Origin of the sequence: Streptomyces sp. NPDC002809, from assembly GCF_040295435.1 — a bacterium.
Classification (GTDB): Bacteria; Actinomycetota; Actinomycetes; order Streptomycetales; family Streptomycetaceae; genus Streptomyces.
This window is the reverse complement of the sequence record NZ_JBEOVJ010000045.1, coordinates 24,871-48,493: the sequence shown is the minus strand read 5'-3', so window position 1 is coordinate 48,493 and position 23,623 is coordinate 24,871. Positions and strand designations below refer to the sequence as shown.

Here is a 23,623-nt window from a genome sequence, read left to right as displayed (position 1 = left end):
CCACACAACCGGCGAAATCGCCCTGCGCTGCTATGCCACCTCGCCGGTAGTCCGGGCCGACGGACATACCCGTCGCCCCTGCCCGCACGACCTGTTCCCACCGACCTGCCAAGAGGTCCCGCGCCTACTCTCGGCGTCACCCTCCGGGCGCTGCACAGCCCGCCCACCGACTCGGCCTGTTCGCCTGGCGGCGCCGCCACCAGGCGCAATCACGGGCAGTCGCTACCTCTGACATACCGCAACCCGGACGAGAGGATCACCATCCGCGGCATGGAGCGCCGAACCACAGCGTCCGCGGCGTCGCGGTCCGGACCTGCTCGGTCCGGGCCTGCCCCGCGCACTGCCGCCTTACGGTGGCGATGCGTCAGCTCTGAGCGGCGTCGTCGCCCGCCTGCTCGGCACCCTCAGCGGCGCCTGCCTTCTCGCGCATCTTGCGCACCAGCTCCGCCTTCTGGTCGGCTGCACCCTGGCGGTCGAGGTTGCGGTGCGGACCGTTGTTCTGGCGTTCGGCGCGGGACAGCCGCTTGCGCTGGCCGCCGCCCATGCCCACGGGGTTGTTGATGTTCTTGCTCACGGTCACGGGTTCTCCCGGTAATGATGTGAAGTGATCTACGGATTCATCGGCAGGGGACGGACGGCCACGCCGAAGGACGTCAGCAGGGGCCCGTCACGCTCTCACTCGTAAATCGGCGCCTGGAAGAACATGACAAAGACGTTACCCGGTTCCGTCGGCCCCGCATACCAACCTTTTCGCCGTCCCGGCGTCGGCCGGGCCTTCGGCCAGCGCCCGGCGGCCGCCGTCTCCTTCCGAGAACCTCAGCACCGCCAGCACCACCAATGACCGCCGCAGCCGCCGCAGCCGCCGCAGCCGCCGCAGCCGCCGCAGCCGCCGCAGCCGCCGCCAGGATGGGCTTTGCCGGGCCGCCTCGGGCGTTGTCGGCGGCCGCGAGCCCACTGAGGGCATGAGAATCATCTCACTCGCGCCCCACTGTTACGGAACGACATCGAGGTCGGCCGCAACGTTGTCGGCGCCCTCGCATGTGCCCATGGGCGGCGGTCATGCCTCGCGGCCTTCGTCCTGGTACTCGCCGGAGAGGATGTCGATGTCACCGGACCCGGACAGGGCCGTGTGGCTCCAGCGAGCTGTAGCGAAGTCACTCGTCGACGTGTTCGGGAGGTACCTGGATCAGAGGTCGGCGATATCGACGAGCTCGGGGTTCTGGCACAGATCTTGGGGAGCCGTCGCGGAGCGTTACCTTGATGTTCGATTGCGAGGGAGTGGCTCGTGTGAGACGGCGTACGCCTTGCCGCCTTACAGCCGGAATTGACGCTCCCCCAGGTGCTTGTCGGTTCGATGCCGTGGTCGGCTGTGGACGGTGATGGTGCTGTTCATGCAGGCCGATACATCGTTCTGGGACTCGCTGGTGTTCGACGGGATCGACGAGGTGGATGTCGAGGCGGTCATGGCCGCGTTCGGCACGGTCGAGGTGGTGGTGAGAGGCCGCGTGGCCGGGCTGCATGTGCGGACTGCCCGCCGATTTTCGGACCGAGTCCACGACCGTTTCCAGCCCAGGCTGAAGGACCTTCCGCTCGTTGATCAGCGCTTTGTGATCCGGCTGACGGTCCGGCGCTTCATCTGCGGGTCGGTGGACTGCCGGCGCCGGACGTTCGCCGAGCCGTTCTCCCGGCTGGCCGCCCCGCACGCCAGGTTCACCACTCGTCTCAACCACGCGCTGAGCGAGTAGGGCTCGCCCTGGCCGGGCGGGCCGGCGCTCGGCTGGCGGCCCAGCTGGGCTTCGGCGCGGGAAGGATGACCTTGCTACGCAGGGTCATGGCATTGCCCGATCCACGGTTCAGCACGCCGCGCGTGCTGGGTGTGGACGACGCGCGATCCGCCGCGGCCAGACCTACGCCACCGTCCTGACCAGCGTCGAAGACCACCGCGTGGTCGATGTGCTCCCGACCCGTGAGGCCGGACCGCTGGCAGCTTGGCTGGACCGCCATCCCGGCGTGGAGATCATCTGCCGGGACCGGTCCGGCGCCTACGCCGAGGGCGCCCGCCGCGGTGCACCCGACGCTTTGCAGGTCGCAGACCGGTTCCATCTGTGGCAGGGCCTCGGCCGGGCCGTGGAGACCTGCGTCGCCGCCCACCGCGACTGCCTGCGCAACCCGTCGCCCAGCGGCATGCTGCCACAGGCCACCCGACTGGCTTCCGGGCGGCCGCAGGACAACTTCGAGCCCGTCGGCCGACGGGCCGAGCGGACGAACGCCGCACACGCACTGGTCCACGAGATGCTTACCCAAGGCCACTCACGCCGGGCGATCGCCCGGCGCCTGGGCTGGGGCCTCAACACCGTGCTCCGGTACGCGGCCGCCGCACACTGGTAGGACACCATCCGCGAGAAACGGCCCCGGCCTGCCCAGCAGACTGGACCCCTACAAGCCCTACCTGGAACGGCGATTCGCAGAAGGATGCACCAGCGTCACACGACTGCACAGCAAACTGGTTGCCGAGCACGCTCCCGTCACCTACGCCATGGTCCGCGCCCACATCGCCACCTTGCCCAGGGCTCCGCCCGCCGCACCGGCCCGGCCCGGCCCGGCCCGGCCCGGCCCGGCCACCGACAGTGCGCCAGGTGACCGGCTGGCTCACCCGTCACCCCCCGCCCCTGACCGACGAGGACCGGGCCGGCCTGAAGGACGTCCTGGCCCGCTGCCCCGAACTGGACACGGCAGCCGGACACGTCCGCGAATTCGGCGAAATACTCACCAACCGCCTCGGCTCCACACTCCCCGCCTGGATCGAAGTAGTCGACGCCAGCCAGCTGCCCGGGCTCACCGGTTTCGCACTCCACCTGCTCCGAGACCTCGACGCCGTGACAGCCGGGCTCACTCTCAACTGGAGCTCCGGCAGCATCGAGGGCGCCGTCAACTGCGTCAAGAAGATCAAGCGGCAGCTCTACCGCCGAGCCGGATTCGAACTGCTCCGCAAGATGATCCTGCTCCAGTAACACTCCGAGACGCCCCCAAGACCTGCGCGAGAGCCGGGAAGTAGGAACATGTGCTGCGACGGGGGTCCATGCAGGCACCCAGCCGTGGAAGGATGGCCTCATGTTGATCCGAAAGGGCAATGCCGCGTAGGCGTCCCAAGGCCGTCCGTGCAGAGCGGTGGCGGCCACGATGGCAGTATCCGGTCCTGCGGGTTCATGGTGTCTCCGCGCGGACTCGTGCAGCAATCCGCCGGGTCGAAGACCAGGAGATGTGGCCCAACGCGGTCGCTGGTGCGCTCTCTCGTTTCGAGTGGGCTTTTAAGCAGCCTGGACGCTACCTGAATGCCTCCGAGGCCTATTCGCCTGGGATAGAGGTGGAAGATGCCCGTGATGACCTGGAGTGGGCGATGCTGCACCTTCCTCCCGGAGCCAAACGGGACTTGGGCCGACTGATCACGCGCATCGATGAGGAATTCGAGCGCCGTACCCTGCCGGAGCCCAACAACATCAAGTGGGCAATGATGGGCTGGTGGTGGACCAGAATGCGTGAACGCTGACGGGCCCCGGGGCTTGTGACCCTCCCCTGCAATCGAACGCCACCGTCACCTCCGCGACGACTCCCCAAGATCTGTGCCAGAACCCATTGCAGTCGACGAAGCCAGCCGTTTTCTCGTATAGCTGCCGCTACCCCTCATGCGGCAAAACGTGACTGGCCGCCGAGTTCTGTAGCGGTGGCATGAAGGCTGACGCGGTTCGCGTGCTCGCGTGCTCGCGGCGAGCCGTGCCGGTCAGCCTCGCCGGGTCCGGCCCACCCGGCCACTCCGCGGTCCCGGAACTTGCCGCCTTCATCCGCGAGACCGCCCGTCCACGCGAACACACGAACAGCCCCGAGCAGGATCGTCACGCCGTGGAGCCGGTGCAGTGACCAGCCCCGACGAGGAGGCATCCGGCGATGCGGGAAGGCGGGATGCGGGAGCTGTCATGCTGCCTGACCAGACTGCACGGCGTCCGCGTTTGCCTGCGGGCGGTCGAACGGCACAACGCCATCGCCCAACGGATCCGTGGCCTCCTCGCAGACCTCGGCGAGAGCACCGAGCCCCGCCCTGACGATCACTGCTGAGCGTTTTCCGGCAGCCTGCACGAGAGCCCGCCGGATACTTGTCGGATGGATGGATCAAGGGCTTCTTGGATCAACACCACGCACGATTGGGCGGGCAGCGTGGACACGGACCATCTCGGCCGGATCCGCCAGGGGTCCGCAGAGTTCGCGCCGGGCGGGCCAGAACACCTTGTTCTCGAGGTCGTTGCTTACGCCGCTGACGAGGCAGCAAGCCGGGGCGGCGGACGGTGTGTGATCACGCTGCATACCGACGGCTCGGTGTCGGTGACGGATGACGGACGGGGCACCGACACTCGGATCGACGAGCATGGCCGCGTGGTGAAGAAGCCGGTCATGGCCACGAAGGATCTTCGGTTCTTCGACCTCCCGGAGGCGGAGCGGCTTCCGGACGGACATCCGCGTCGTGGCATGTCCGTCGTCGCAGCGCTCAGCGAGTGGCTGATTCATACCAACCGTCGTCTCAACGGATCCTGGAGCCGGCGCTACGAACACGGCGTCCCGGTGACCGATCTGCAGTCCGTCGAAGACGACGGAGCCACGGGGACCTGCGTCCGGTTCCTGCCGGACAATGCCCTGCGTTCGCGGTGGTCGTTGACCGCCGGCGATCTGGCGCGGTGGTCCGAGCACTGGCCCGAACTGACGGCCCGCCTCGACGATCAGCGCAACGGCGAGCACCGGTCAGGTCGGTGACCACAAGGTGCCGCGGCCGGGCCGCACCGAAGAGAACGGCCCGGTCGACTCCCGAACTGTGGTCCTGGTGCTCGGCCTTGGTGGCATGGAGGTGGCAGGAGTCGGAGTCAGTCCCGATCAGGGTGCATGGGGAGTCGGGCCAGGCCCGCGCACGAAATTCGTCTGACCACCCGGCCCTGCCACTCGTACGGGGTCCACTTCTCGGCCGGTACCTTCACCTGCTGGGCCAGCTGCGCCACCCGCAGTCGCCGGAACCTCTTCCGCGTTCTCCGGGAACCGTGCCTCGGCCTCGGAACATCGTGGCGATGTCGATCACATCTGGTCGGGAAGCGCAGAACCGGATCCTGGGGCCATCACGTTCTGCTTCATGACGGGTAGCGGCAGCTTCACGGGAACACGGCCGAGGAGGATCTCGTCGACCTCTTCCTCAGCGCGGCTTCAGCCCCGTGCCCGGCAACAACAGGGCCTGTCAGATCCCGCGCCTAGGCTGTCCGCAGAGATCCGATCAAGGAGCAGGGCAGTGCGAATAGAGCGTCACCAGGTGGGCGGGCCCGTCGTGTCGGCAGCGCGCGAGGACTTCACGAACCGCATCGGGGGTCAGGTGCGGTCCATGTCGCGGGCCGGCCGGATGACCACCTACGAGTGGCAGCTGATCGCCGACGAGTTCCTCGACTACCTGGGCGCCCTGTCCGTCGAGACACCTGACCTCGACACAGCGGAGGCCAGGGCTGCCCTCAAGGACGCTGCCGAAGCCTCGGCCGGCGCCGTCGCCTACGCGGCGTACCACCCGCACGGCAGCTTCCATGTCTTCCTGGAGTACGTGAACTTCGGCATGAGCTACGACCCGGGTGAGGACGCCCCCGAGGAGCGCGTCACGCCCGGGGCATGGATCGACGCGCTCTGCCTGTCGGTCCTCAGGGACAAAGCCAAGTGGCACGGCGAGGCCTTCCATTTCGCCCGGGAGAAGTTCGCCGCGCAGGTGCAGGGAACGCCCGCCGGTGAGCTCGCCACAGGGTTGATGGCCGTGGTCCTGGACGACACCGGCGATGACGAGGAGTACCCGCCGAGCGCGCAGGCCAAGCTCGCCGCCCTCGACGCGGCTCTGGACCGCGTCCGGATCCGCGCCGAGGAGACGGGCAAGCCTCTCCTGGACCGGCCGGACAGCCTGGCGCTGCACGCGCTGCGCGCGCTGGCCTCCGAGGACCGGGAGGCCTTCGATGCCGGGCTGGCCGACCTCCTGGTCAGGCACACGACCCTGCACGGCCCGGCGGCCTCCCCGAGTACTCTCCTCCCACTTGTCCCCATGGCCCTCGCCGGGCTCGCGTACCGGACCCTGGGCTGGGCGCCTGCCGTCCGCACCGGCTACCTTCCTCACGCGCTGGTCACCGGCTTCGAGACCCAGGGCCCTCGAGTGGCGGAGTTCGGCCGGGACCGGCGGCCGGACGCGGTGGCCGCGCTCGCCGCAGGCCCGCTGGTGGTGGAGCGGCCGGCCTTCGACCGGACTGTGGGACCGCAGATCGAGGCCATGTATCAGGAACACGCTCGGAAGGCGTTCACCCCGGTCGACGGAGAACCTCTCGCCGTCTGGCGGCTCGGCAGTGTCATGGCCGATCAGGAGCGTCTCTTCAAGTGGCGCGCGGGAAGTCCCGGCGGCTCCACGGAAGCCATGCCCGCAAGCCTTCGGCTGGCCTCTCTGACGGGGGCCGCCCTGTTCCGCATCGCCTTGGCGGAGCCGGGCACCGAGGTCGGGGTGACCATCGACGGCCGCACGCTGCGCTACCCGGCCGCGCGAGGCGAGGAGACCGGTGCCGGCAACTGGCAGAAGGCCACTGCCTTCGCCCTGATCACCGGCGCACGAGAGGACCTCGCGCCCTTGGTCCTTGCCGGCCCTGCCTTCGCTCGCCCGGACGGCTCCGCCTTCACCGCGTACCGCGAAGCCCTCCACGCCTACCTGAAGGGCGTCGATCCCGAAGCGGCCGCACAGCGGGCCCTGCAGCAGGCCGAGCGGGCCAAGGACTGGGGCTTCGCCATGCCCCCGGCCGTACTGCTGTCGCAACTGGTGGAGGGCGACGAGGAGAGCTTCAACCTGGCTCTCGCCGACGCGCTTGAAGCCCACCGCGCCTACTACCAGGTCGCCGACCGCGCCGACGATCCGGACGCCTCCATCAACCTCGACATCCTCGCGCTGGCCTGCCACGCTCGCCGCCGCGGCTGGAACATCCGCGTCAGATCCCCCTACCTTCCGCAGGCCCTCCTCCAGGCCGCCGAACCCTTCTAGGGACCGGTCCGGACGCCCGCGCGAATGCGCTGCCCGACGTCCGCGCGGTGCCTGGACCGGGTGCATGGCATCGGCCGGGCGCGGGCCGGATCGCGGCAACCGTCCGCTTTCCGCGCGAACAGCGCCGACCTCGATCCGGGGCGTGGCAGCGCGGTCACGGAGTAAGCCGGCATCGGTCCGGCGGACCACCGGCGCCTCGGCCTCGGCCTCGGCCTCGGCCTCGGCAAGGATCGGACAGCGAGCGCCGCAAGGCGGCTCACGGTCCGCAGACCGCTGCCCCACGCCGCGGTGGTGCCAGGGAGTGGGGTGGCGGACGGCAGGTGAGTCAGCCTCCGGCAGCAGGTATCCAGCGTCGACGGACAGTTGCGCGGCCGCACGCACCTTGCTCACGTAGTCGGCGTGGGTCGGGTAGAGGCGGCTGAGTACAGGTTCCGCGGTGGCCGGGAAGAGCGGGTCGGACGGATCGCCGTCGTCGTGCCGGTCCCAGACGTCGGCGTCGCCGTTCCACGGGTCGCGGGCGCCGTACAGGCCGCAGAAGACGCCGCTGCCCGTGGTGTCGCGCGAACCCGTGAGCGTACGGGTGGGCACCGTGACGTCCGGCAAGCGGACACCACCGGTGCCCAGACCGGTGGCAGAGTTCGGCTTCGGAAGGAGGACGAGACCACTCGAAAGACCGACCCGCCCGGGCTCAGGGGATCGAGCGTCTTCGGGGCTCCGCGCCGGCCGCTCATGCCGACCCGTCGGCGGCTGAGCCGAATGGGCTCATTGGTCCGGATCCGAAGTCGGTCACCCCTGTCCCCCTGCCGTGCTGAGCAGAGCCGGCAGGCCTTTTGCCGACTCTGCGGACGGTGGCGTACTGCTGGGCGTACTGCTGCCGCCCGGTCGGCTCGCGAGCCGAAGCTCCTGTCGGACAAGGCGACGTGCCGGATCCGGAAGCCGATGGTTCCCACTGCTTTCCGGCGTGTGTCGATCCGCCACCGCACGCTCGCGCGGGTAGCGTCGCTGGAACCCTTCTCGTACTTCGGCCCGGGGGATTCGCCGGTGCAGCAATCGTTCTTCCAATGGGTCGGTCGTCTCCTGAGCGACCAGCGTTGGCGCGCCCTCCATTTCCGCGCCGCGCTGGGCGTCACGTCGGCGACCGCCGCAGTTCTGCTGGCCGGTTCAGCACTGGTCGTGCCGGCCGAGAAAGGCGCGGCAGGCGCCAACATCACGTCGTTTCCCAAGGCCATCTGGTGGTCCATCGAGACAGCGACGACGGTCGGGTACGGCGATCTGTATCCGGTGACCGCTTGGGGCCGGGTCATCGCCTCCGTGACGATGCTGGCCGGGATCACCACCTTCGGCATGGTCACCGCGGCCATCGCCACCTGGTTCGTCGACCGTGCGCAGAAGGAGGCTCATGAGGTCGGTACGGCCGTGCGGCGCTACACCCACGAGGGCGAGGATGCCGTCAGCTCGGAGTTGCGGATCCTGCACCAGAGGTTCGACCGCGTCGAGCAGTTGCTGGATCGTCGCGGCGAGCATTGACGGCAACCCTGCCGCGCTCGCTGCGGAGCCGGGCGCCGGACCCGTGGACCGGTCCTGGCCACCGGCGTTGGGCCGCTGAGCGGTTGGGCCTCGCGACGGCACTCTTGCGCTTCCATGGCCGCGGTCGCACGGATGTCGAAACCGACGCCCTGGGCCGTGGGCCGTTTGTGACGACAGCGGATGTCAGCGGGATCGGTCCGGTCTGCGTTCCCAGTGGTACGCACCACCCTCAGCGCCCGGGAACCCGTCGGTGGTGGATCGGTGACCGTACGGGTCAGGTCCAGGTCGTCCCATCTGCTGGTGGCGGCCCTCGTTCCGGCCGGAATTCGAGCCAGGCAGGTGGAGTGGCTGGTCCAGTGCGCGCCGACCATGACCTCTGAGGTAATCGCGCCGCCCACCGTCCTGAACTACGTTCCGGATATCGCTCGTGCCCCTGGACGGGAAGGAACCCCGTAGTGCCCGCTTACGGATTCGCTCATCTCCGCGGCCGTCGAAATCACTCCGACGTCATCGAGTATCTGGATCGCATCCAGGCAACTCTCGATCCCTTCGACGGCCGCTTCGTCATCCATGGTCCGCCGGCGGAGGTCGTCGAGGGCACGTGGCCCGGCAGCATGGTGCTGATCGAGTTCCCGGACCTGGCCGGAGCCCGGGCCTGGTACGACTCGCCCGCCTACCGGGCCATCCTGCGACTGCGGGCCGACCACATCGAGGGCGACTTGCTGCTGATCGAAGGCGTCGGACCGAACTACGACCCCGCCGAGCGAGGTCGGGCTCTGCGCGCAGAGGCCGAGCAGGCGGGCCGGCCGGCCACGTAGGTCCGGCAGCCTCCTGCTCGGGTGCGCGGACACTTCCGACGGCTCGGCCCTCGGGCAGGAGGGAAGCGATGGCAAGGGGGAAAGGTTCGCTCCCTGACGGTGCCTCGCCGTCAGGTGATGGGCGGGCCGCCACGTCATGGCCCGCCCATCACGATCACCTCTCGTCCGCCACGTCAGGACCTGGCCATCACGATCACCTCGTCATCCGCGCTCCAGCACCGGACCTCGGCCTTGGCGGGGTTGATTCGCACCTCGTGGTCCGTTCCCACCCGTGCAAGGCCGCGACTGCGGTATCCGATGGCGCACTCCCCGCGGCGTGAGGCGGCCTCGACGACCGTGGCGAAGGATGCACGCTGTCCTGCCCGGACGTAGTCGCCGAGGGGCTTGAGGTGGATCGTGTTGCCCTGCGGAGCCAGCAGTTCCCCGAACAGGCCGGCGAGATGCCAGTTCTGGGAGATCTGAGCCATCAGCAGGCCGACCAGCTTTCCGCTCACGATGAAGTCGGCGCCGACGCCGGCGGGGGCGAGGGCCCTGTTGCGGTCGTCGGTCATCTCGGTGACCACCCGGACCGGGACCCCCGACTTGCGCTCACGGTCACGCAGGAGCAGCAGGGTAACCAGCGTCCGGTCGTCCGGTGAGTCAAGACCGGGCCCGTGGTCGGGGCCGAGCACGATGACACCGTCGTAGTCGGAGAGGTCCAAGTCGTTCACCGTCCCCAAAAGGGTCGGGTCACCCGGGCCGAAGGTGACGGTCAGCATGGGGGCGGCTTGCGCGGCGGCCTCTCGTACCTCCGCCGCCAAGCTCTCGCTGCCTTGAGCCACGACGTGGACGACGGAACGGGCAGCGACATGGCCGGAGAGGTGACGGAGGATGTGCCGGGCGCGGCGGTTCCATCCCAGCAGAAGCAGCCGTTCGGGGCACGCTGCCGCCGGTGCCCGGTTCACCATCACCGACTCGTCGAATGCGGCGGGTTCATCGGTGATGACCGTGGTGTCGTCGTCCTGCGCGATCACGACAAGCCGGTCGCCCGGGCGCAGGACCGAAGCGGCCGGGGGGTTCAGGTGGAGGGCCCCGTCCATGCTTACGACACCGACCACACTGGACGTGGGGCACGCCCTCAGTACCTCGGCGAAGACACGGCCGGGCCGGGCCGGCGCGTCGACGACGTAGAACTCGTCACCGGCGAAGTCGAGCAACTCCTGGTAGACGAGCGACAGTCCGGGCTGCCTGGCGCACTGGGCCACAAGCCGGGCGGTGACGTCGTCGATCTCGAGCACGACTGCGCCGGGGCCGGCCGCGAGTTCTGCGGCGAGGCGGTACCGGGCGTCCCGCACCACTGCCACGGTCCGCACCCGGCTGTCTGCGTCGACTGCGGTCCGCAGCGCCAACAGGTTCTTGACGATCTCCGCGTCCTCGTCCGGGTGGTCACGGGGCAGGACCAGGACGACGTCCGCCGTGGCGGGGCTGACTCGTGCGAGCGCGGCCGGATCGGTGGGGCGTCCGTTGCGGCAGACGATCCTTGTCCGGCCGGTGTCCCCCACTTCGCTGCGCAGGTCCTCCTCCATCTCGGTCACGTCCCGGTCGGCCAGGACCGCGACGGCGCCGCGGCGCTGGTTGGCATTGGCAGCGACGAGCTCGGTCACGACGGTGAAGATCTGGTCCGACCAGCCGAGCACGACGGTGTGACCGCTCTCCAGCACCGTGGAGTGGCCACGCCGCAGGGCGATGAGTTCCTCGGTGATCGCCGTGGTGATGAGGCCCACGATGGTGGAGACGTAGAAGAGCGCCATCAACGCCAGCAGGACCGACAGCACGACGCGCAGCGGTGAGCCGACCTCTCCTCCCAGCCTGAGGGTCTGTCCGACGCTCCGCCACACCGCCGCCGTCTTCGCCCATGCCGTGTCCGGGGCCTGGTCGTCCGTCCACACCAGCAGTGCGCTCACCGGGATCACAACAGCCAGGCAGGCGACGGCAAGCCATCCAATGAGAACGGTCACCCCCCTCGCCAGCGTGTTGTCGAACCAGTACCGGGCGCGCTCGTACGACGGAGCCCGTGGCGCTCTCCTCCGCGCCGGGCGCGGCACTTGGACCGGTGCCTGGGCCGGTGTGCTCCGTGGCTGTCTCTGCTTCCCCACGCGGGCGCCGTCCGCGCTCCGGCGCCGGCCCTGATTCTTGATCATCCTGTGCACAGCAGCAGCGTGGGGAATCGCCTCCTCCGCCACACGGGTATCCGGCGGCGTTTCATCCGATAGGGATCAGAACCGGGAAGACGGCAGTGGGCCGGTGCCCGAGGGCACGGACACGACGCGCTCGCTCCACGCCCGGCGAAGGCCGACGAACCGGCACTGGCATCCGGCCAGGGCGGGGCGAAGACGGTGCGAGGGAGGGACCGCACCACCTTCGAGCGCGGGCAGGGCGACCGCGAGGCGGCGAGGGCGGGACTCGGGCCCTTGATCACCTCTCTCGGCTGCCGCAGCGGACCGCCCCCGGGGTCGGCGCCCGGTCCGGCGGCACGCCTTCAAGTGATGAACACTGCGCACCCCATTGACATGCCCATTACTCAATCGCTTTTATGGCGCCGGGTCGCAAGCCATCGACCCCCACCCCCGGGCAGAACGAAAGTTCGACCCGGGGCCGGGAACGGCGATCGCCCGCGACATCACCATCCCCCCATGTCATCGGCGGCACGGTGCGCGACAGAATGGGAGCGCTCCCATGATCATGTCGCCGGACCTTGCCCACGAGAGAGGAACCAGCACCGTGCTTCACCCTCTCCCTCTTCTCCGCCTCCTCCGACGAGCGGCCAGAACGGCAGCCGTTACCGCGGCCGCCCTGCTCCTGCCCCTCGCGGGTTCTCAGGTGGCAACCGCTGCCGACGTCGCACCGGGCACCGGGTACTGGCACACCAGCGGCCGTCAGCTCCTGGACTCCGCCAACCAGCCGGTCCGCATCGCCGGAATCAACTGGTTCGGCTTCGAGACGTCCAACTACGTTCCCCACGGCCTGTGGTCCCGCGACTACAAGAGCATGATCGACCAGATGCATTCGCTGGGCTACAACACCATCCGGCTGCCCTACAGCGACGACATCTTCACCGGCACGGCACCCACGAGCATCAACTACTCCGCGGGCATGAACAGCGATCTGCAGGGCCTCGACTCGCTCCGGGTGATGGACCGGATCGTGGAGCATGCGGGCAGCGTCGGCATGAAGGTCATCCTGGACCGGCACAGGCCCGACGCCGCCGGCCAGTCGGCACTCTGGTACACGGCGTCCGTCCCGGAATCGACATGGCTGGCCAACCTCAAGGCGCTGGCCGGACGCTATGCCGGCAACGACGCGATGATCGGCATCGACCTGCACAACGAACCGCACGATCCAGCCTGCTGGGGCTGCGGCGACACCACGAAGGACTGGCGGCTGGCAGCACAGCGCGGCGGCAACGCCGTACTGTCCGTCAACCCCGATCTGCTGGTCTTCGTCGAGGGCGTTCAGACCTTCAACGGCGTGTCCGGCTGGTGGGGCGGGAACCTCATGGGAGTCGGCCAGTATCCGGTGGAGCTCAGCGTGGCGCACCGGGTGGTCTACTCGGCGCACGACTACGCGACCAGCGTCGCCCAGCAGCCCTGGTTCAGCGACGCGGCCTTCCCTGACAACATGCCCGGCGTCTGGGACAAGTACTGGGGCTACATCTTCAAGCAGAACATCGCACCCGTCTGGGTGGGCGAGTTCGGCACGACGCTCCAGTCCGCCATCGACCAGAAGTGGCTGAAGGCACTGGCCGACTACCTGCGCCCGACGGGCCAGTACGGTGGCGACAGCTTCTCCTGGACCTTCTGGTCCTGGAATCCCAACTCCGGCGACACCGGCGGCATCCTCAAGGACGACTGGGCCACCGTCGACACCGTGAAGGACGGCTACCTGGCGAGCATCAAGGCGCCGGGGTTCGGCGGCGGAGGTGACGGAGGCGAGACCCAGGCTCCCTCGGTTCCGGCCGGCCTCACTGTCACCGGAACCACCGGCGGTTCGGTCTCGCTGTCGTGGACGGCAGCATCCGACGACACCGGGGTCACGGGCTACGACGTCTACCGCGGCTCCACCAAGGTCGGCACGGCAACCGGCACCAGCTACACGGACTCCGGTCTGACGGCCGGGACGTCGTACGTGTATTCCGTCCGGGCACGCGACGCGGCGGGCAACACCTCCGCGGCCTCCGCCTCCGTGACGGCCACCACCGCCGGCGCCTCCGGCGGCAACGGCGGATGCACAGCCACCTACACCGTCAACGGAGACTGGGGGAACGGCTTCGGCGTGGACGTGACCGTGACCAATACGGGCACCACGAGCGCCGCTGCGTGGAAGGTGAGCTGGGCCTGGACGGGAAGCCAGCAGGTCACCAACATGTGGAACGCGGCCCACACCCAGACCGGGTCCGCGGTCAGCGTCACGAACACCCCCTACAACGGCAGCCTCGCCCCCGGTGCGCACACGAGTTTCGGCTTCCAGGGAACGCCGGGCGCGGGCGGCGTTCCGACAGTCAGCTGCGCCCTGTCCTGACGCGGGAGGGCACAGCCGCCCCGGCCGGCAACAGGTCGGCCGGGGCATCCCCGCACGAAAGGCGGTCAGGCCCATCGCTTCGCTGAGGTGGCCACAGCCGCCGAGGGGCATCGGCCGGAAAGCCCCGCGAGCGCGGTCGGCACCGGATACGATCTGCCCCCGTCGGCCGACGGTCGCCGGGGGCTTCTTCATGGGGACGTACACGGGGAGGGTGCGGTGGCTGCGACAGCGACGGCGTGGGGGCTCGGGCACGGCCTCGGCCTCGGGCGTGTGCTGGTCCTGGCAGGATTTCTCGCCGTGGCAGGCTGCTCGGCATCCGAGCCGTCCGACAGCGGTGAGAAGGCTGCACGTCCTGCCGTGAAGGCGACCGTGTGCTCTCTGCTGAACGCCGACGATGTCCGGCAGGCCTTCGGCTCAACGGAAGCCTTCACGGGAACACAGCCCGACCCCGTTGGCGGGAAGCGGCCGTGGGGCTGCACGTGGGGCAGCCGGAGCTCCTACGCGAGCGTCGGAGAAGTGAGCCACGAAGACTACCGCGCAGGGATCGAAGCGCCCGGAGTGCTTCTCATCCCCCAGAACATCGGCACAGGAGACTCCTTCGCCGTCCACCCGGCGGACGACGCCGAGCCCATGGAATTCGCCTTCACCACGGGTGACCGGTTCTACCGCCTGGAGGTGATCCCGGCGCGCGACGGGGACTACCCGAGGTACAGGCAGGGCGACATCGGCACGACGCTGCTCCGGCTGCTCATCCCAGCGATCGAGAACACCCGGAACTGATGTCCCGAGCGCGCGGAGCGCTCGTCCTGCAGGAAGCCTGCCGCCGGAAGTCTTCCTCACAGCCGCTGCTGCCCGATGCCACGGTTGGTGAAGCGCCGGCAGATACCGAGGCGCCCGTCCTTGCCGGGCTTGCTCGCACAGCCGGAGCGGGCCATCGACGGCGCCGCGAGCAGGCGCGAGCAGGCGCGAGCAGGCGCGAGCAGGCGCGAGCAGGCGACGGCCGCCTTGTTCCGTACCCTGAAGACATGCGCATGCGCCCCACTCTGAGCTGGTCCCCCACCGAAGACCTGCCCCCTGCCACCACGGACCTGGAGCCGGTCACCGATGCGCTGAGCGCCGGTGGTGTCCTGGTGCTCAGCGGGGCGGGCATCTCCACGGAGTCGGGCATCCCCGACTACCGGGGCGAGGGCGGGAGCCTGAGCCGGCACACGCCGATGACCTACCAGGACTTCACCGGCAGCGCCCAGGCCCGCCGCAGGTACTGGGCGCGCAGCCACCTCGGCTGGCGTACCTTCGGCCGCGCCCTCCCCAACACCGGACACCGGGCCGTGGCGGCGTTCGAGCGGCACGGCCTGCTCTCGGGTGTGATCACCCAGAACGTCGACGGTCTGCACCAGGCCGCCGGCAGCAGGGACATCGTGGAACTCCACGGAAGCCTGGACCGGGTCGTCTGCCTTTCCTGCCACACGTTCAGCCCGCGCCGCGACCTCGCCCGACGGCTGGAGCAGGCGAACGCGGGCTTCGAGCCGGTGGCCGCCGCGATCAACCCGGACGGGGACGCCGACCTCTCCGACGAGCAGGTCGGGGACTTCCGCGTAGTGTCCTGCACCGTCTGCGACGGCGTCCTCAAGCCGGACGTGGTGTTCTTCGGCGAAGCCGTGCCCCCTCCACGGGTCGAGCACTGCCGCGAACTGGTCCAGGAAGCAGCCTCGCTGCTGGTCCTGGGCTCCTCACTGACGGTGATGTCCGGACTCCGGTTCGTCCGCCAGGCGGCCCAGGCCGGCAAGGCGGTACTCATCATCAACCGGGACCTGACCCGGGGCGACCGGCATGCCGTCACCCGCATCGCACTCCCGCTGGGAACGGCCCTCACCACCGTGGCCGGCCAACTGGGCATCCTCGCCGACGACGAGACGGCAGACCCCGCGTAGACGCGTGGCGGCCCGTCGTCGGCACCCCACGCCCGCCGGCAGCTCTGGGCGACACCGCACAGGAACCCGACCCGCCGTCCTGGCGGAAGGCCGGGCGCAACGGCAAGTGGCTGTCCGGCTTGGTTCAGATGCCGCGGCACCCCAACCAAGCCGGGACCGTACGCAGGCCCACCGCATAGGCGGAGGTATCGGCCGATCGGACCGGCCGGCTTGCGCGGTGCCGCCGGTCAGCCCCGGCGGAGCCGGGCCGCCGCAGCGGGGCCGCCGTGCCGCCTCGGCCGGCTGTCACGGCCCTCTCCCCGCCGAGATGGCGGATGCCGGTCTACTTCGTCCCGAGGTAATAGCTGACCTGCGGCGGCTGGTTGTAGCCGGTGTTCTGCCAGGCCACGCCCGTGCGATACACCGGATCAGCGCCGGGTCAGGTGCGAGCCGTTCCAGTCGTACGCGGCCAGCGCGGTGCGCTCGTAGATGCCGCGGGTGAAGACCATGCTGGGCTTGGTGCCGTCGAGGTAGGCGGTGGCGGAGAGCAGTCGGCCCTCGCGGTTGCCCCAGGTGTCGCCCCAGTCGGCTACGGAGCCGCGGGCCGGCTCGAAGGGCACGGAGTCCATCACGTTGCCGTTCTCGCCGTTGAAGACGGACAGGTACTCGGCACCGCTGATGACCGCGCAGTTGCCTGCGAGATGTGAGGCGTTCCCGTCGCCGATGACGGCGCCGGCCGCGTCCTTCGACCCGTCGGAGGTGCGGACCGCAACCTCTGCCTTGCCGTCGCGGTCGTAGTCGAACACCTGGAACGAGTCGTAGTGGCTGCCGCTGCGGACGTTGGTGCCGAGGTTGACCCTCCAGAGCAGCCGGCCGCGGAGTTCGTACGCGTCGAAGACCGTCGGCCCGGTGCAGGTGCCGGAGTTGGCGACGTCTGTTGCGTTCGACGGCACCCATTTGACGACCAGTTCGTACTGGCCGTCACCGTCCAGATCGCCCGCCGAGGTGTCATTGGCCGAGTAGGCGTAGGCGACGCCGTCGCGTGTGGAGCCGCCTGCGGGCTTCCGCAGGGGTATGTCGAGGCGCCCCGAGCCCCACACGCCCGCCTCCTCGCCGGGCTGTTCCGTGCCGTCCACGACGGCACGGATCTCGTACGTCGACGACGAACTGCCCCCGCTGTCGAGGTAATTCGTCTTCAGCGTCTCCTCGATCAGTTCGCCGTCCCGGTAGAGCCTGAAGGAGACGCCCTCGGGGTCGTCGCCGAACATCCGCCAGGTGACGAGTGTTCCCCCGTCGGCGGGTACTGCCACCAGGCCGCGGTCCAGTTGCTCGGCGACCCGGGCGGCGGACAGTGCCTTCGTGGCCGTGTTGGCGGGGGCGGACAACGCGGGGGCGGCATCCGCGGTCCGGTTCGCGGCCAGGGTGCCGCCGGTGCCTACGAGGACCGCGACGAGGGCTGCCACCAGGAGCCCACCTGTGCGGCTGCGCCGGTTCGATGAGTGAAGGGCTGAGGACATCGGTACCTCACAGTCGGGGGGCGGGGACGCCCGTTGGTCGCCGCGACTGTCCGGAAGGTTGCCGCGTCCGGGGAGATTCGACGACTCGCCAGCACGGCCCGCTGCCAGGCCGCCACGAGAGCGAGAGCCGGCTGCCTGCCCTGCTCGGCATCGGCATCGGCATCGGCATCGGCATCGGCATCGGCGAGAGCCTGATCAAGGGCTGTCAGAACCCGCGCGGTCCCCTCGAGGTCACGGCCGCCGCGTCGCGGTGAAGGAGTCCCGGATGCCGCCGAGTTCAGGCGGTCCCACGGCAGGCCGCGCGCAGCTCCAACGCGGCCAGGAGATCTCCGTACGGATGCTCAGCCAGCCGGCAAGGGCATCCTGCCGGCATACGGACGGGGAAGTCGTCCCCGCCCTCTCACGGTTCGGGCGACCCGCGAACGCACCGAGTCGACCGCCATGGCGACCGGTGAGATCCAACTGCCGAAGCGGCGACCGACTACGCACTCCACGATCTCCCGGGCTTGCTCCCGGTCGATGCTGTTGTACGTGAGGAACCATGTGAGGACCTGCACGCAGTGCCCGTACCAGCCGCTCTCGGCCTGACTCCGTTCGGCCAAAACGGTGACCAGCCGCGTACATGCCCGCTCTCGGTGCCAGGGATCGCCCCGTGATCACGCATCAGGCCCGGCTTGACCTTGACACGATGACAAGGCGTTCACTGCTCGCCGAGGAGGTGGTCCAGATGACGATCACAAGACGGGACACGGATTCGGGCCGGGCGCTCCAAGGATTGGAGAACGGCCGTTCGTCCGTGCGGCTGCGGGCTGCTCTGGAACTCGGCACGACGCCTGACCCGCGATTTGTGGACACGCTCGTCGAGCGTTGTGCGATCGAGCCCGAGTTCTTCGTCCGCGACATGCTGACCTGGGCGCTCACTCGCCACCCGGTGTCCATCACACTCCCCCGGCTGGTTCACGAAGTCCGCTCGGAGCGTGCGCAGGCACGGAGCCAGGCCCTGCATACGCTGTCCAAGATCGGGGACCGTCAGGCGTGGCCGGCGATCACACGGTCGCTGCTGTCCGACGCCGACCCCGAGGTGGCACGCAGCGCCTGGCGGGCCGCTGTCGTGCTCGTGCCGGACGGTGAGGAGTCCGCTCTGGCCGCGGTCCTGGCGACGCAGCTCGGGCGTGGTGGGCGGGAGACGCAGCTGAGTCTCAGCCGCGCACTGATCGCGTTGGGTGAGGTGATTGTGCCGGCTCTGCGCGCCGCGACGGCAGTCCCCGAGCCGCACGTGCGGGTACACGCGCTTGCCACACAGCGACTGCTGCGGGACCCGGACGCCGGATTCGAGTTCGCGGTCGAGGAGGCGAAGCGCGTCGTGGCTCTCGGCGGGGCCGGCCAGGAGGGACGACAGTGCGTGTTGATCGGTGAGGTGGCGCGACGGTCCGGGGTGAGTGCCCGCATGCTCCGGCACTACGAGTCGCTCGGCCTGGTACGGCCTTCAGGGCGTACGGGCTCCGGATATCGGGAGTACTCCGGCGAGGACATCCGGCGGATCTTCCATATCGAGAGTCTGCGGTCGCTGGGGCTGTCGCTGCGTGAGATCGGGCGCGCGCTCGATGATCCCGGTTTCGCCCCCTCGGTGCTCGTCGGCGACCTCGTCCGCCGGACTCGCGAACGCATCGAAGCCGAGACCGAGCTGCTCACGCGGCTGCGACGGATCGACGCGGCGGACCCCGCCCGCTGGGAGGACGTTCTGCAGGTGGTTGCGCTCCTCCAGGCACTGGGTTCGAAGAGCGCCGGCGTGCGCCAACGCGCGGCCCTTTCCTCGGGATACGAGACTCCGGTGCCCGTCGAGGCCCTGGTGGAGGCGGCACTGCGCGAGACGGAGCCGAACGTCGCCGGTGCCCTCAGATGGGCCCTCGCGCAATCGGGGGAAGGTGCCTCGGCGCTACTGGCGGAGGGCCTCGCCGCACCGGTGGCCGCGGTGCGGGAACGTGCGGTACGGTCCCTCGCCGAGATGCCTGGCGAAGAGGCCGGCGCACAGCTGCGGCAGGCCCTCGCGAACCCCGACATCGTGGTCCGCAGATATGCGGCTCTGGCGCTCGGGTCACGTGGAACGGCCGATGCCGTCCCGACGCTCATCGACATGATCACGGAAGGAGAGAACGACACCGATGCGGCCGATGCGCTGAATCTCCTGGCGGGCGACGCCGCGACGGCGGATCGGATCGCGGCCGGGCTCGTCGCGCGCCTCGCCCAGGACACCACGAAGGCGCCTGCACGTGGACGGCTGACCCAGGCACTGGCCGCCGTCCCGGGAACAACAGCGTCACGCGCGCTCGTAGAGCTGTCGCATGACGAGGACCGTGCCGTTGCAGTGACCGCGGCCTACCTTCTTCAGCTACGCGACGCGCGGTGACATGTCTCCCCGGAGGGAGCTCCGTACGTGCCCCACGGGGCGGGCAGTCCCCGCGACCTCCCGGCAGGCGACTCGAGTCGCTGTGGCAGTCGTCCTTCGGCCTGGGCAGGGTGCCCGATCACTCCGAGGAGCCGATCTGTTCACGCACCCATTGCGGGTCGGGATCGATGTGCGGACGGCCCGCCACGAAGACCGTCGGCACGGTCTCGTCGCCGTTGCATGCCTCCCTCACCACCGCCGCTCCGGCCGGGTCACGCCAGATGTCGACCCAGTGCACTCGATGGGCGCCGCGCCCCAACCGCATGCGCAGTCGCAGTCGCAGTCGCAGTCGCAGTCAGAACTTGCAGCCCGACCGCCAGAACACGACCGGCCTCCCGTCGGCCGCACTGCGACGCTGTGCCTCAAGCGCACCGATGGACCTCGGGAACATCAGGGGCGAGTGCACACCTGCGAGCAGCACGAACACCAGCAGGATCGCTGCGCCTTCCGCGTAGCTTCCGCCGAGGATCAGCCCGGTCGTAACCAGTGAGCCGCAGAGCACGAACAGCATCGGCAGGATCCACGAGCGCATCATGATGACGCAGGCTATCGATGAGTCGAGGTGCTTCTCGATCCGGGCTCCGGGCGTCAGGGCTCTGCGGGACGCAGGACGCCGGCCGCGTGCTGCATCCGATCAGGTGCTCCAGCCGGCGGATCGGAGTGCGCGGCGCAGCATCCGTGGGGTCTGGATGCTGCGCCGGCGCCCGGGATACAGTCCTCGCGGTTCGGTGCCGCCTGCCGCGGCGGCAGGGGGCGGTTCCGGCCCGGTGCGGCACAGAAAGGCGACCGCCCCGGACGGCCGGACTCCGCCAAGGGCAATTGATGACGGGGCCCGAGGGCCTTCCGCCGGTCGATGGATGTATCTCCGCCCGCACCGGCCTTGGAAGGCCCTCAGCCCTCATTCATTCACGATCACCCGGCGGTGATCGCTGTCACCTGTCTCCGCTGCCTCCGCGAACAGAGCGACGAGTGCGGGTGACGGCCGCCCAGAGGCTCCGTCACCTGCCATCAGGCTTTGGCCTGCATGTCCCGTCGTGCGGGGTTGCTCTGCTCCGCCGCCTTCGGATCCTTCTCGCCCGCCTTGGCACGCACCCCTCGTTCGATCCGCTCACCGATCGACTTGTCGACGTTGGACCAGTACTCGAAGGCTCGTCGCAGAACGGGCTCTGTCACCCCGTTGAGGAGGTGGCCCACGACGTTGTCCACCAGACGTTCCCGCGCGGCGTCGTCGCAGACCTCACGCACCATGGTGCCGGCCTGGCCCCAGTCGTCGTCCTCGGCGTGGGACACGTAGGCGGCCCGGGTGATGTCTCCGTCGGCGTACCAACTGGGCGGGCTGCCGTAGCGGGCGGTGTCGGCCGCGGGCCCGCCCTTGGAGTTCGGCGCATAGACGGGATCGGCCGTCTTGCGGTACGCCATCGCCCCGTCCTTCGAGTACGTGTTCACGGGGACGACGGGCGCGTTGACGGGAAGCTGCTGGTAGTTGGCTCCGATCCGGTAGCGGTGGGCGTCCGCGTACGAGAACAGCCGGGCCAGCAGCATGCGGTCCGGGCTGGGGCCGATGCCGGGGACCAGGTTGTTCGGCTGGAAGGCCGCCTGCTCGATCTCGGCGTGGTTGTCGGTGGGGTTGCGGTCCAGGGTCATCCGGCCGACCTCGATCAGCGGATAGTCGCTGTGCGGCCACACCTTGGTCAGGTCGAACGGGTTGAACCGGTACTCCGCGGCGTCCTCGTACGGCATGACCTGTACGTGCAGGGTCCAGCTCGGGAAGTCGCCGTCGCGGATGTGCTCGAACAGATCACGGGTGTGGTAGTCCGTGTCCGCCGAGGCCATCTGATCGGCCTCGTGCTGAGTGAAGAACTCGATGCCCTGGTCGGTCTTGAAGTGGTACTTGACCCAGAAGCGCTCGCCCTGCGCGTTGATCCACATGTAGGTGTGGGAGGTGTAGCCGTTCATGTGGCGCCAGCTGCGGGGGATCCCTCGATCGCCCATCAGCCACGTGACCTGGTGGGCCGACTCGGGCGAGAGGGTCCAGAAGTCCCACTGCATGTCGTGGTCGCGCAGGTTGTTGTCCGCGCGCCGCTTCTGGGACCGGATGAAGTGCTGGAACTTCATCGGATCCTTGACGAAGAACACGGGGGTGTTGTTGCCCACCATGTCGTAGTTGCCCTCGCTGGTGTAGAACTTCACCGCGAAGCCCCGGGGGTCACGCCAGGTGTCCGGGCTGCCCCGCTCGCCGGCGACCGTGGAGAACCGGGTCACCAGGTCGGTCGTGGTCCCGGGCTGGAACACGGCCGCCTTGGTGAAGGCGCTGACGTCACCGGTGACCGCGAAGTGCCCGAAGGCCCCGCTGCCCTTGGCGTGGGGCTGGCGTTCAGGGATCCGTTCGCGATTGAACTGCGCCATCTGCTCAATCAGGTAGGCGTCCTGCATCAGGATCGGGCCGCCCGGACCGACGGTGAGCGAGTGTTCGTCGCTCTCCACCGGAGCCCCGGAATCGGTGGTGGTCGGCTCACGTGAAGCGTCGGTCATCAGGCTGCCCTCCATCGTGTTGCTGTGAGTACATACCCGGTCACACCAGAGGGGTGGAACCGGTGTCGCGTTAGCTCGATTAGCCCGGCTTGAACGACGCTAAACCTGGACGAAAGGAACATTTCGCCATTCTGCCCGACTCCTCAGCACAAGGCGCGCCCGCCCGCACAGTCCCCGCTCGTCCCGAATCGGCCGACGCACTCGGGTCTGGTCGGGGCGGATGGGCCGGACGCCAACCGGAACCCGGAGGGAGCGCCGTCGGCGCATCGCCGCTGGGACGGGGCGCGCCTGCGGGAGGCAGCTCCCAGCTCCTCCCGCTCCTGGACGTGCTGGTCCGCCGTTCGGGCGAGACGAGGCCCGGACATCGGGCTCGCGAACCAGATGTCCGGGCCTGACCCGGCTGTCACGGGCCGGCTGTCACTGACCGGCTCACGCGGCCCTGCGCCGGCACCCACTGAATGAGGCGACGGTCCTGCGTGGTGAAATGGCGTGCGTCGGCACCCCAGGGCCCGGCATGATCTCGGTCATGCTGATCGCTCACGAGGGCTGCTCTCCGACGGTCCACCCCACGGCCTATGTCGCTCCGACCGCAACGTTGTGCGGCGACGTGCGCGTGGGAGCGGGTTGCCGGGTTCTGTTCGGTGCGGTGCTCACCGCCGAGGGCGGCCCCGTGGTACTGGACGAGGGCTGCATCGTGATGGAGAACGCCGTTCTGCGTGGAACCAGGCGGGATCCGCTGGTTCTGGGACGTCAGGTACTGGTGGGCCCCACGGCCTACCTGACCGGCTGCCGAGTCGAGGACGAGGTCTTCCTGGCCACAGGCAGCCGCGTCTTCAACGGTGCGCTGATCGGGGCCCGCTCCGAGGTGCGGATCAACGGCATCGTGCATCTGCGCACGGTGCTGCCCGTCGACTCGACGGTGCCCATCGGCTGGGTCGCCGTCGGCGACCCGGTGCGCATCCTGTCGCCGGCGGACCACGAGGAGATCTGGGCGGTCCAGAAGGACCTGGACTTTCCCGGCTACGTCTTCGGTCTGGACCGCCCGGCAGACGGCGAGAGCCTGATGCCGGCCATTTCCGAACGCTTCGGCCGAAGCCTCGGCCGCCACAACGATGACCACCGGATCTGAGCGTGGATTCGGGCAGGACGGTCGACGCCCTGATTTCCTCCGGCGGAAATTGCAGCGCGTGGCCTGCCCTGCGAATGCGGACCGGGCGACAGCGCATCTACGTGTTGCG

18 protein-coding genes and 3 pseudogenes are annotated in these 23,623 nt (G+C 69.3%); 14 read left to right on the top strand and 7 right to left on the bottom strand.

The genetic code is table 11. The features are described from left to right. Positions 1-364 precede the first annotated feature (364 nt). A complete protein-coding gene (locus tag ABT025_RS24675) occupies positions 365-580 on the bottom strand; it encodes a DUF6243 family protein (RefSeq protein ID WP_350998399.1) in 216 nt (71 codons plus the stop codon). 811 nt (positions 581-1,391) lie between these two features. On the opposite strand from ABT025_RS24675, the gene ABT025_RS24670 reads away from it, so the two are divergent. The 6 genes from ABT025_RS24670 (at position 1,392) to ABT025_RS24645 (ending at position 7,078) form a co-directional block, all read left to right on the top strand. Beyond that, positions 1,392-1,745: a hypothetical protein gene (locus tag ABT025_RS24670; protein ID WP_350998396.1), complete on the top strand. Its 354-nt coding sequence runs from the start codon at positions 1,392-1,394 to the stop codon at positions 1,743-1,745. Between the two features lie 199 nt (positions 1,746-1,944). Next, on the top strand, positions 1,945-2,388 hold the full coding sequence (locus ABT025_RS24665) for a transposase (protein ID WP_350998394.1): 444 nt from the start codon (positions 1,945-1,947) through the stop codon (positions 2,386-2,388). 248 nt (positions 2,389-2,636) lie between these two features. Next, entirely contained in the window at positions 2,637-3,011 is a 375-nt protein-coding gene (locus ABT025_RS24660) for a transposase (protein ID WP_350998391.1), read from the top strand. Positions 3,012-3,259: 248 nt separating this feature from the next. Further along, positions 3,260-3,547 (top strand): hypothetical protein, encoded by a 288-nt coding sequence (locus ABT025_RS24655; protein ID WP_350998389.1) that lies wholly within the window; start codon positions 3,260-3,262, stop codon positions 3,545-3,547. A gap of 662 nt (positions 3,548-4,209) precedes the next feature. After that, on the top strand, positions 4,210-4,800 hold the full coding sequence (locus ABT025_RS24650; RefSeq protein WP_350998386.1) for an ATP-binding protein: 591 nt from the start codon (positions 4,210-4,212) through the stop codon (positions 4,798-4,800). Positions 4,801-5,341: 541 nt separating this feature from the next. Next, positions 5,342-7,078, top strand: coding sequence for an immunity 49 family protein (locus ABT025_RS24645; RefSeq protein WP_350998438.1), 1,737 nt, complete (start codon positions 5,342-5,344; stop codon positions 7,076-7,078). A 336-nt stretch (positions 7,079-7,414) separates the two neighbouring features. On the opposite strand, the pseudogene ABT025_RS24640 reads toward ABT025_RS24645, so the two are convergent. After that, positions 7,415-7,702: pseudogene (locus ABT025_RS24640) on the bottom strand (alpha/beta hydrolase domain-containing protein); the annotation flags it as partial. 339 nt (positions 7,703-8,041) lie between these two features. Between ABT025_RS24640 and ABT025_RS24635 the strand changes: the two are divergent. Both ABT025_RS24635 and ABT025_RS24630 read left to right on the top strand, forming a co-directional pair. Beyond that, the gene (locus tag ABT025_RS24635) at positions 8,042-8,605 is read left to right on the top strand and encodes a potassium channel family protein (RefSeq protein WP_502972015.1); all 564 of its coding nucleotides are present in this window, start codon (positions 8,042-8,044) and stop codon (positions 8,603-8,605) included. Between the two features lie 455 nt (positions 8,606-9,060). Next, positions 9,061-9,423 (top strand): DUF1330 domain-containing protein, encoded by a 363-nt coding sequence (locus ABT025_RS24630; RefSeq protein WP_350998383.1) that lies wholly within the window; start codon positions 9,061-9,063, stop codon positions 9,421-9,423. A gap of 173 nt (positions 9,424-9,596) precedes the next feature. Here ABT025_RS24630 and ABT025_RS24625 read toward each other — a convergent pair whose 3' ends face one another. After that, positions 9,597-11,420, bottom strand: coding sequence for a CASTOR/POLLUX-related putative ion channel (locus tag ABT025_RS24625; protein WP_350998380.1), 1,824 nt, complete (start codon positions 11,418-11,420; stop codon positions 9,597-9,599). Positions 11,421-12,183: 763 nt separating this feature from the next. Between ABT025_RS24625 and ABT025_RS24620 the strand changes: the two genes are divergently transcribed. The 3 genes from ABT025_RS24620 to ABT025_RS24610 all read left to right on the top strand — a co-directional run bounded on the left by ABT025_RS24620 (position 12,184) and on the right by ABT025_RS24610 (position 15,911). After that, positions 12,184-13,980, top strand: coding sequence for a cellulase family glycosylhydrolase (locus ABT025_RS24620; protein WP_350998377.1), 1,797 nt, complete (start codon positions 12,184-12,186; stop codon positions 13,978-13,980). Between the two features lie 87 nt (positions 13,981-14,067). Next, positions 14,068-14,760 carry a hypothetical protein gene (locus ABT025_RS24615; RefSeq protein WP_350998374.1) on the top strand — a complete coding sequence of 231 codons (693 nt, stop codon included), beginning with the start codon at positions 14,068-14,070 and terminating at the stop codon, positions 14,758-14,760. A 245-nt stretch (positions 14,761-15,005) separates the two neighbouring features. After that, positions 15,006-15,911: an NAD-dependent protein deacetylase gene (locus tag ABT025_RS24610; RefSeq protein WP_350998371.1), complete on the top strand. Its 906-nt coding sequence runs from the start codon at positions 15,006-15,008 to the stop codon at positions 15,909-15,911. A gap of 322 nt (positions 15,912-16,233) precedes the next feature. Here the strand turns inward: ABT025_RS24610 and ABT025_RS24605 are convergent, their stop codons facing one another. Further along, on the bottom strand, positions 16,234-16,314 hold the full coding sequence (locus ABT025_RS24605) for a rhamnogalacturonan lyase family protein (RefSeq protein ID WP_350998432.1): 81 nt from the start codon (positions 16,312-16,314) through the stop codon (positions 16,234-16,236). Positions 16,315-16,318: 4 nt separating this feature from the next. Continuing rightward, on the bottom strand, positions 16,319-17,353 hold the full coding sequence (locus tag ABT025_RS24600; protein WP_350998368.1) for a rhamnogalacturonan lyase family protein: 1,035 nt from the start codon (positions 17,351-17,353) through the stop codon (positions 16,319-16,321). Between the two features lie 742 nt (positions 17,354-18,095). Between ABT025_RS24600 and ABT025_RS24595 the strand changes: the two are divergent. After that, positions 18,096-18,800, top strand: a pseudogene (locus ABT025_RS24595) (HEAT repeat domain-containing protein); the annotation flags it as partial. Between the two features lie 9 nt (positions 18,801-18,809). Beyond that, a complete protein-coding gene (locus ABT025_RS24590) occupies positions 18,810-19,814 on the top strand; it encodes a MerR family transcriptional regulator (protein WP_350998429.1) in 1,005 nt (334 codons plus the stop codon). 118 nt (positions 19,815-19,932) lie between these two features. On the opposite strand, the pseudogene ABT025_RS24585 reads toward ABT025_RS24590, so the two are convergent. Further along, positions 19,933-20,388: pseudogene (locus ABT025_RS24585) on the bottom strand (thioredoxin domain-containing protein). Positions 20,389-20,861: 473 nt separating this feature from the next. Then, on the bottom strand, positions 20,862-22,385 hold the full coding sequence (locus tag ABT025_RS24580; protein WP_350998365.1) for a catalase: 1,524 nt from the start codon (positions 22,383-22,385) through the stop codon (positions 20,862-20,864). A 526-nt stretch (positions 22,386-22,911) separates the two neighbouring features. Between ABT025_RS24580 and ABT025_RS24575 the strand changes: the two genes are divergently transcribed. Then, a complete protein-coding gene (locus ABT025_RS24575) occupies positions 22,912-23,514 on the top strand; it encodes a gamma carbonic anhydrase family protein (RefSeq protein ID WP_350998363.1) in 603 nt (200 codons plus the stop codon). Positions 23,515-23,623: the final 109 nt, after the last annotated feature.

Excerpts from the sequence above, each read along its gene's own strand:
- ABT025_RS24580 (WP_350998365.1), bottom strand. The coding sequence starts at position 22,385 with ATGACCGACGCTTCACGTGAGCCGACCACCACCGATTCCGGGGCTCCG.
- ABT025_RS24610 (WP_350998371.1), top strand. The coding sequence starts at position 15,006 with ATGCGCATGCGCCCCACTCTGAGCTGGTCCCCCACCGAAGACCTGCCC.
- ABT025_RS24575 (WP_350998363.1), top strand. The coding sequence starts at position 22,912 with ATGCTGATCGCTCACGAGGGCTGCTCTCCGACGGTCCACCCCACGGCC.
- ABT025_RS24670 (WP_350998396.1), top strand. The coding sequence starts at position 1,392 with ATGCAGGCCGATACATCGTTCTGGGACTCGCTGGTGTTCGACGGGATC.
- ABT025_RS24655 (WP_350998389.1), top strand. The coding sequence starts at position 3,260 with ATGTGGCCCAACGCGGTCGCTGGTGCGCTCTCTCGTTTCGAGTGGGCT.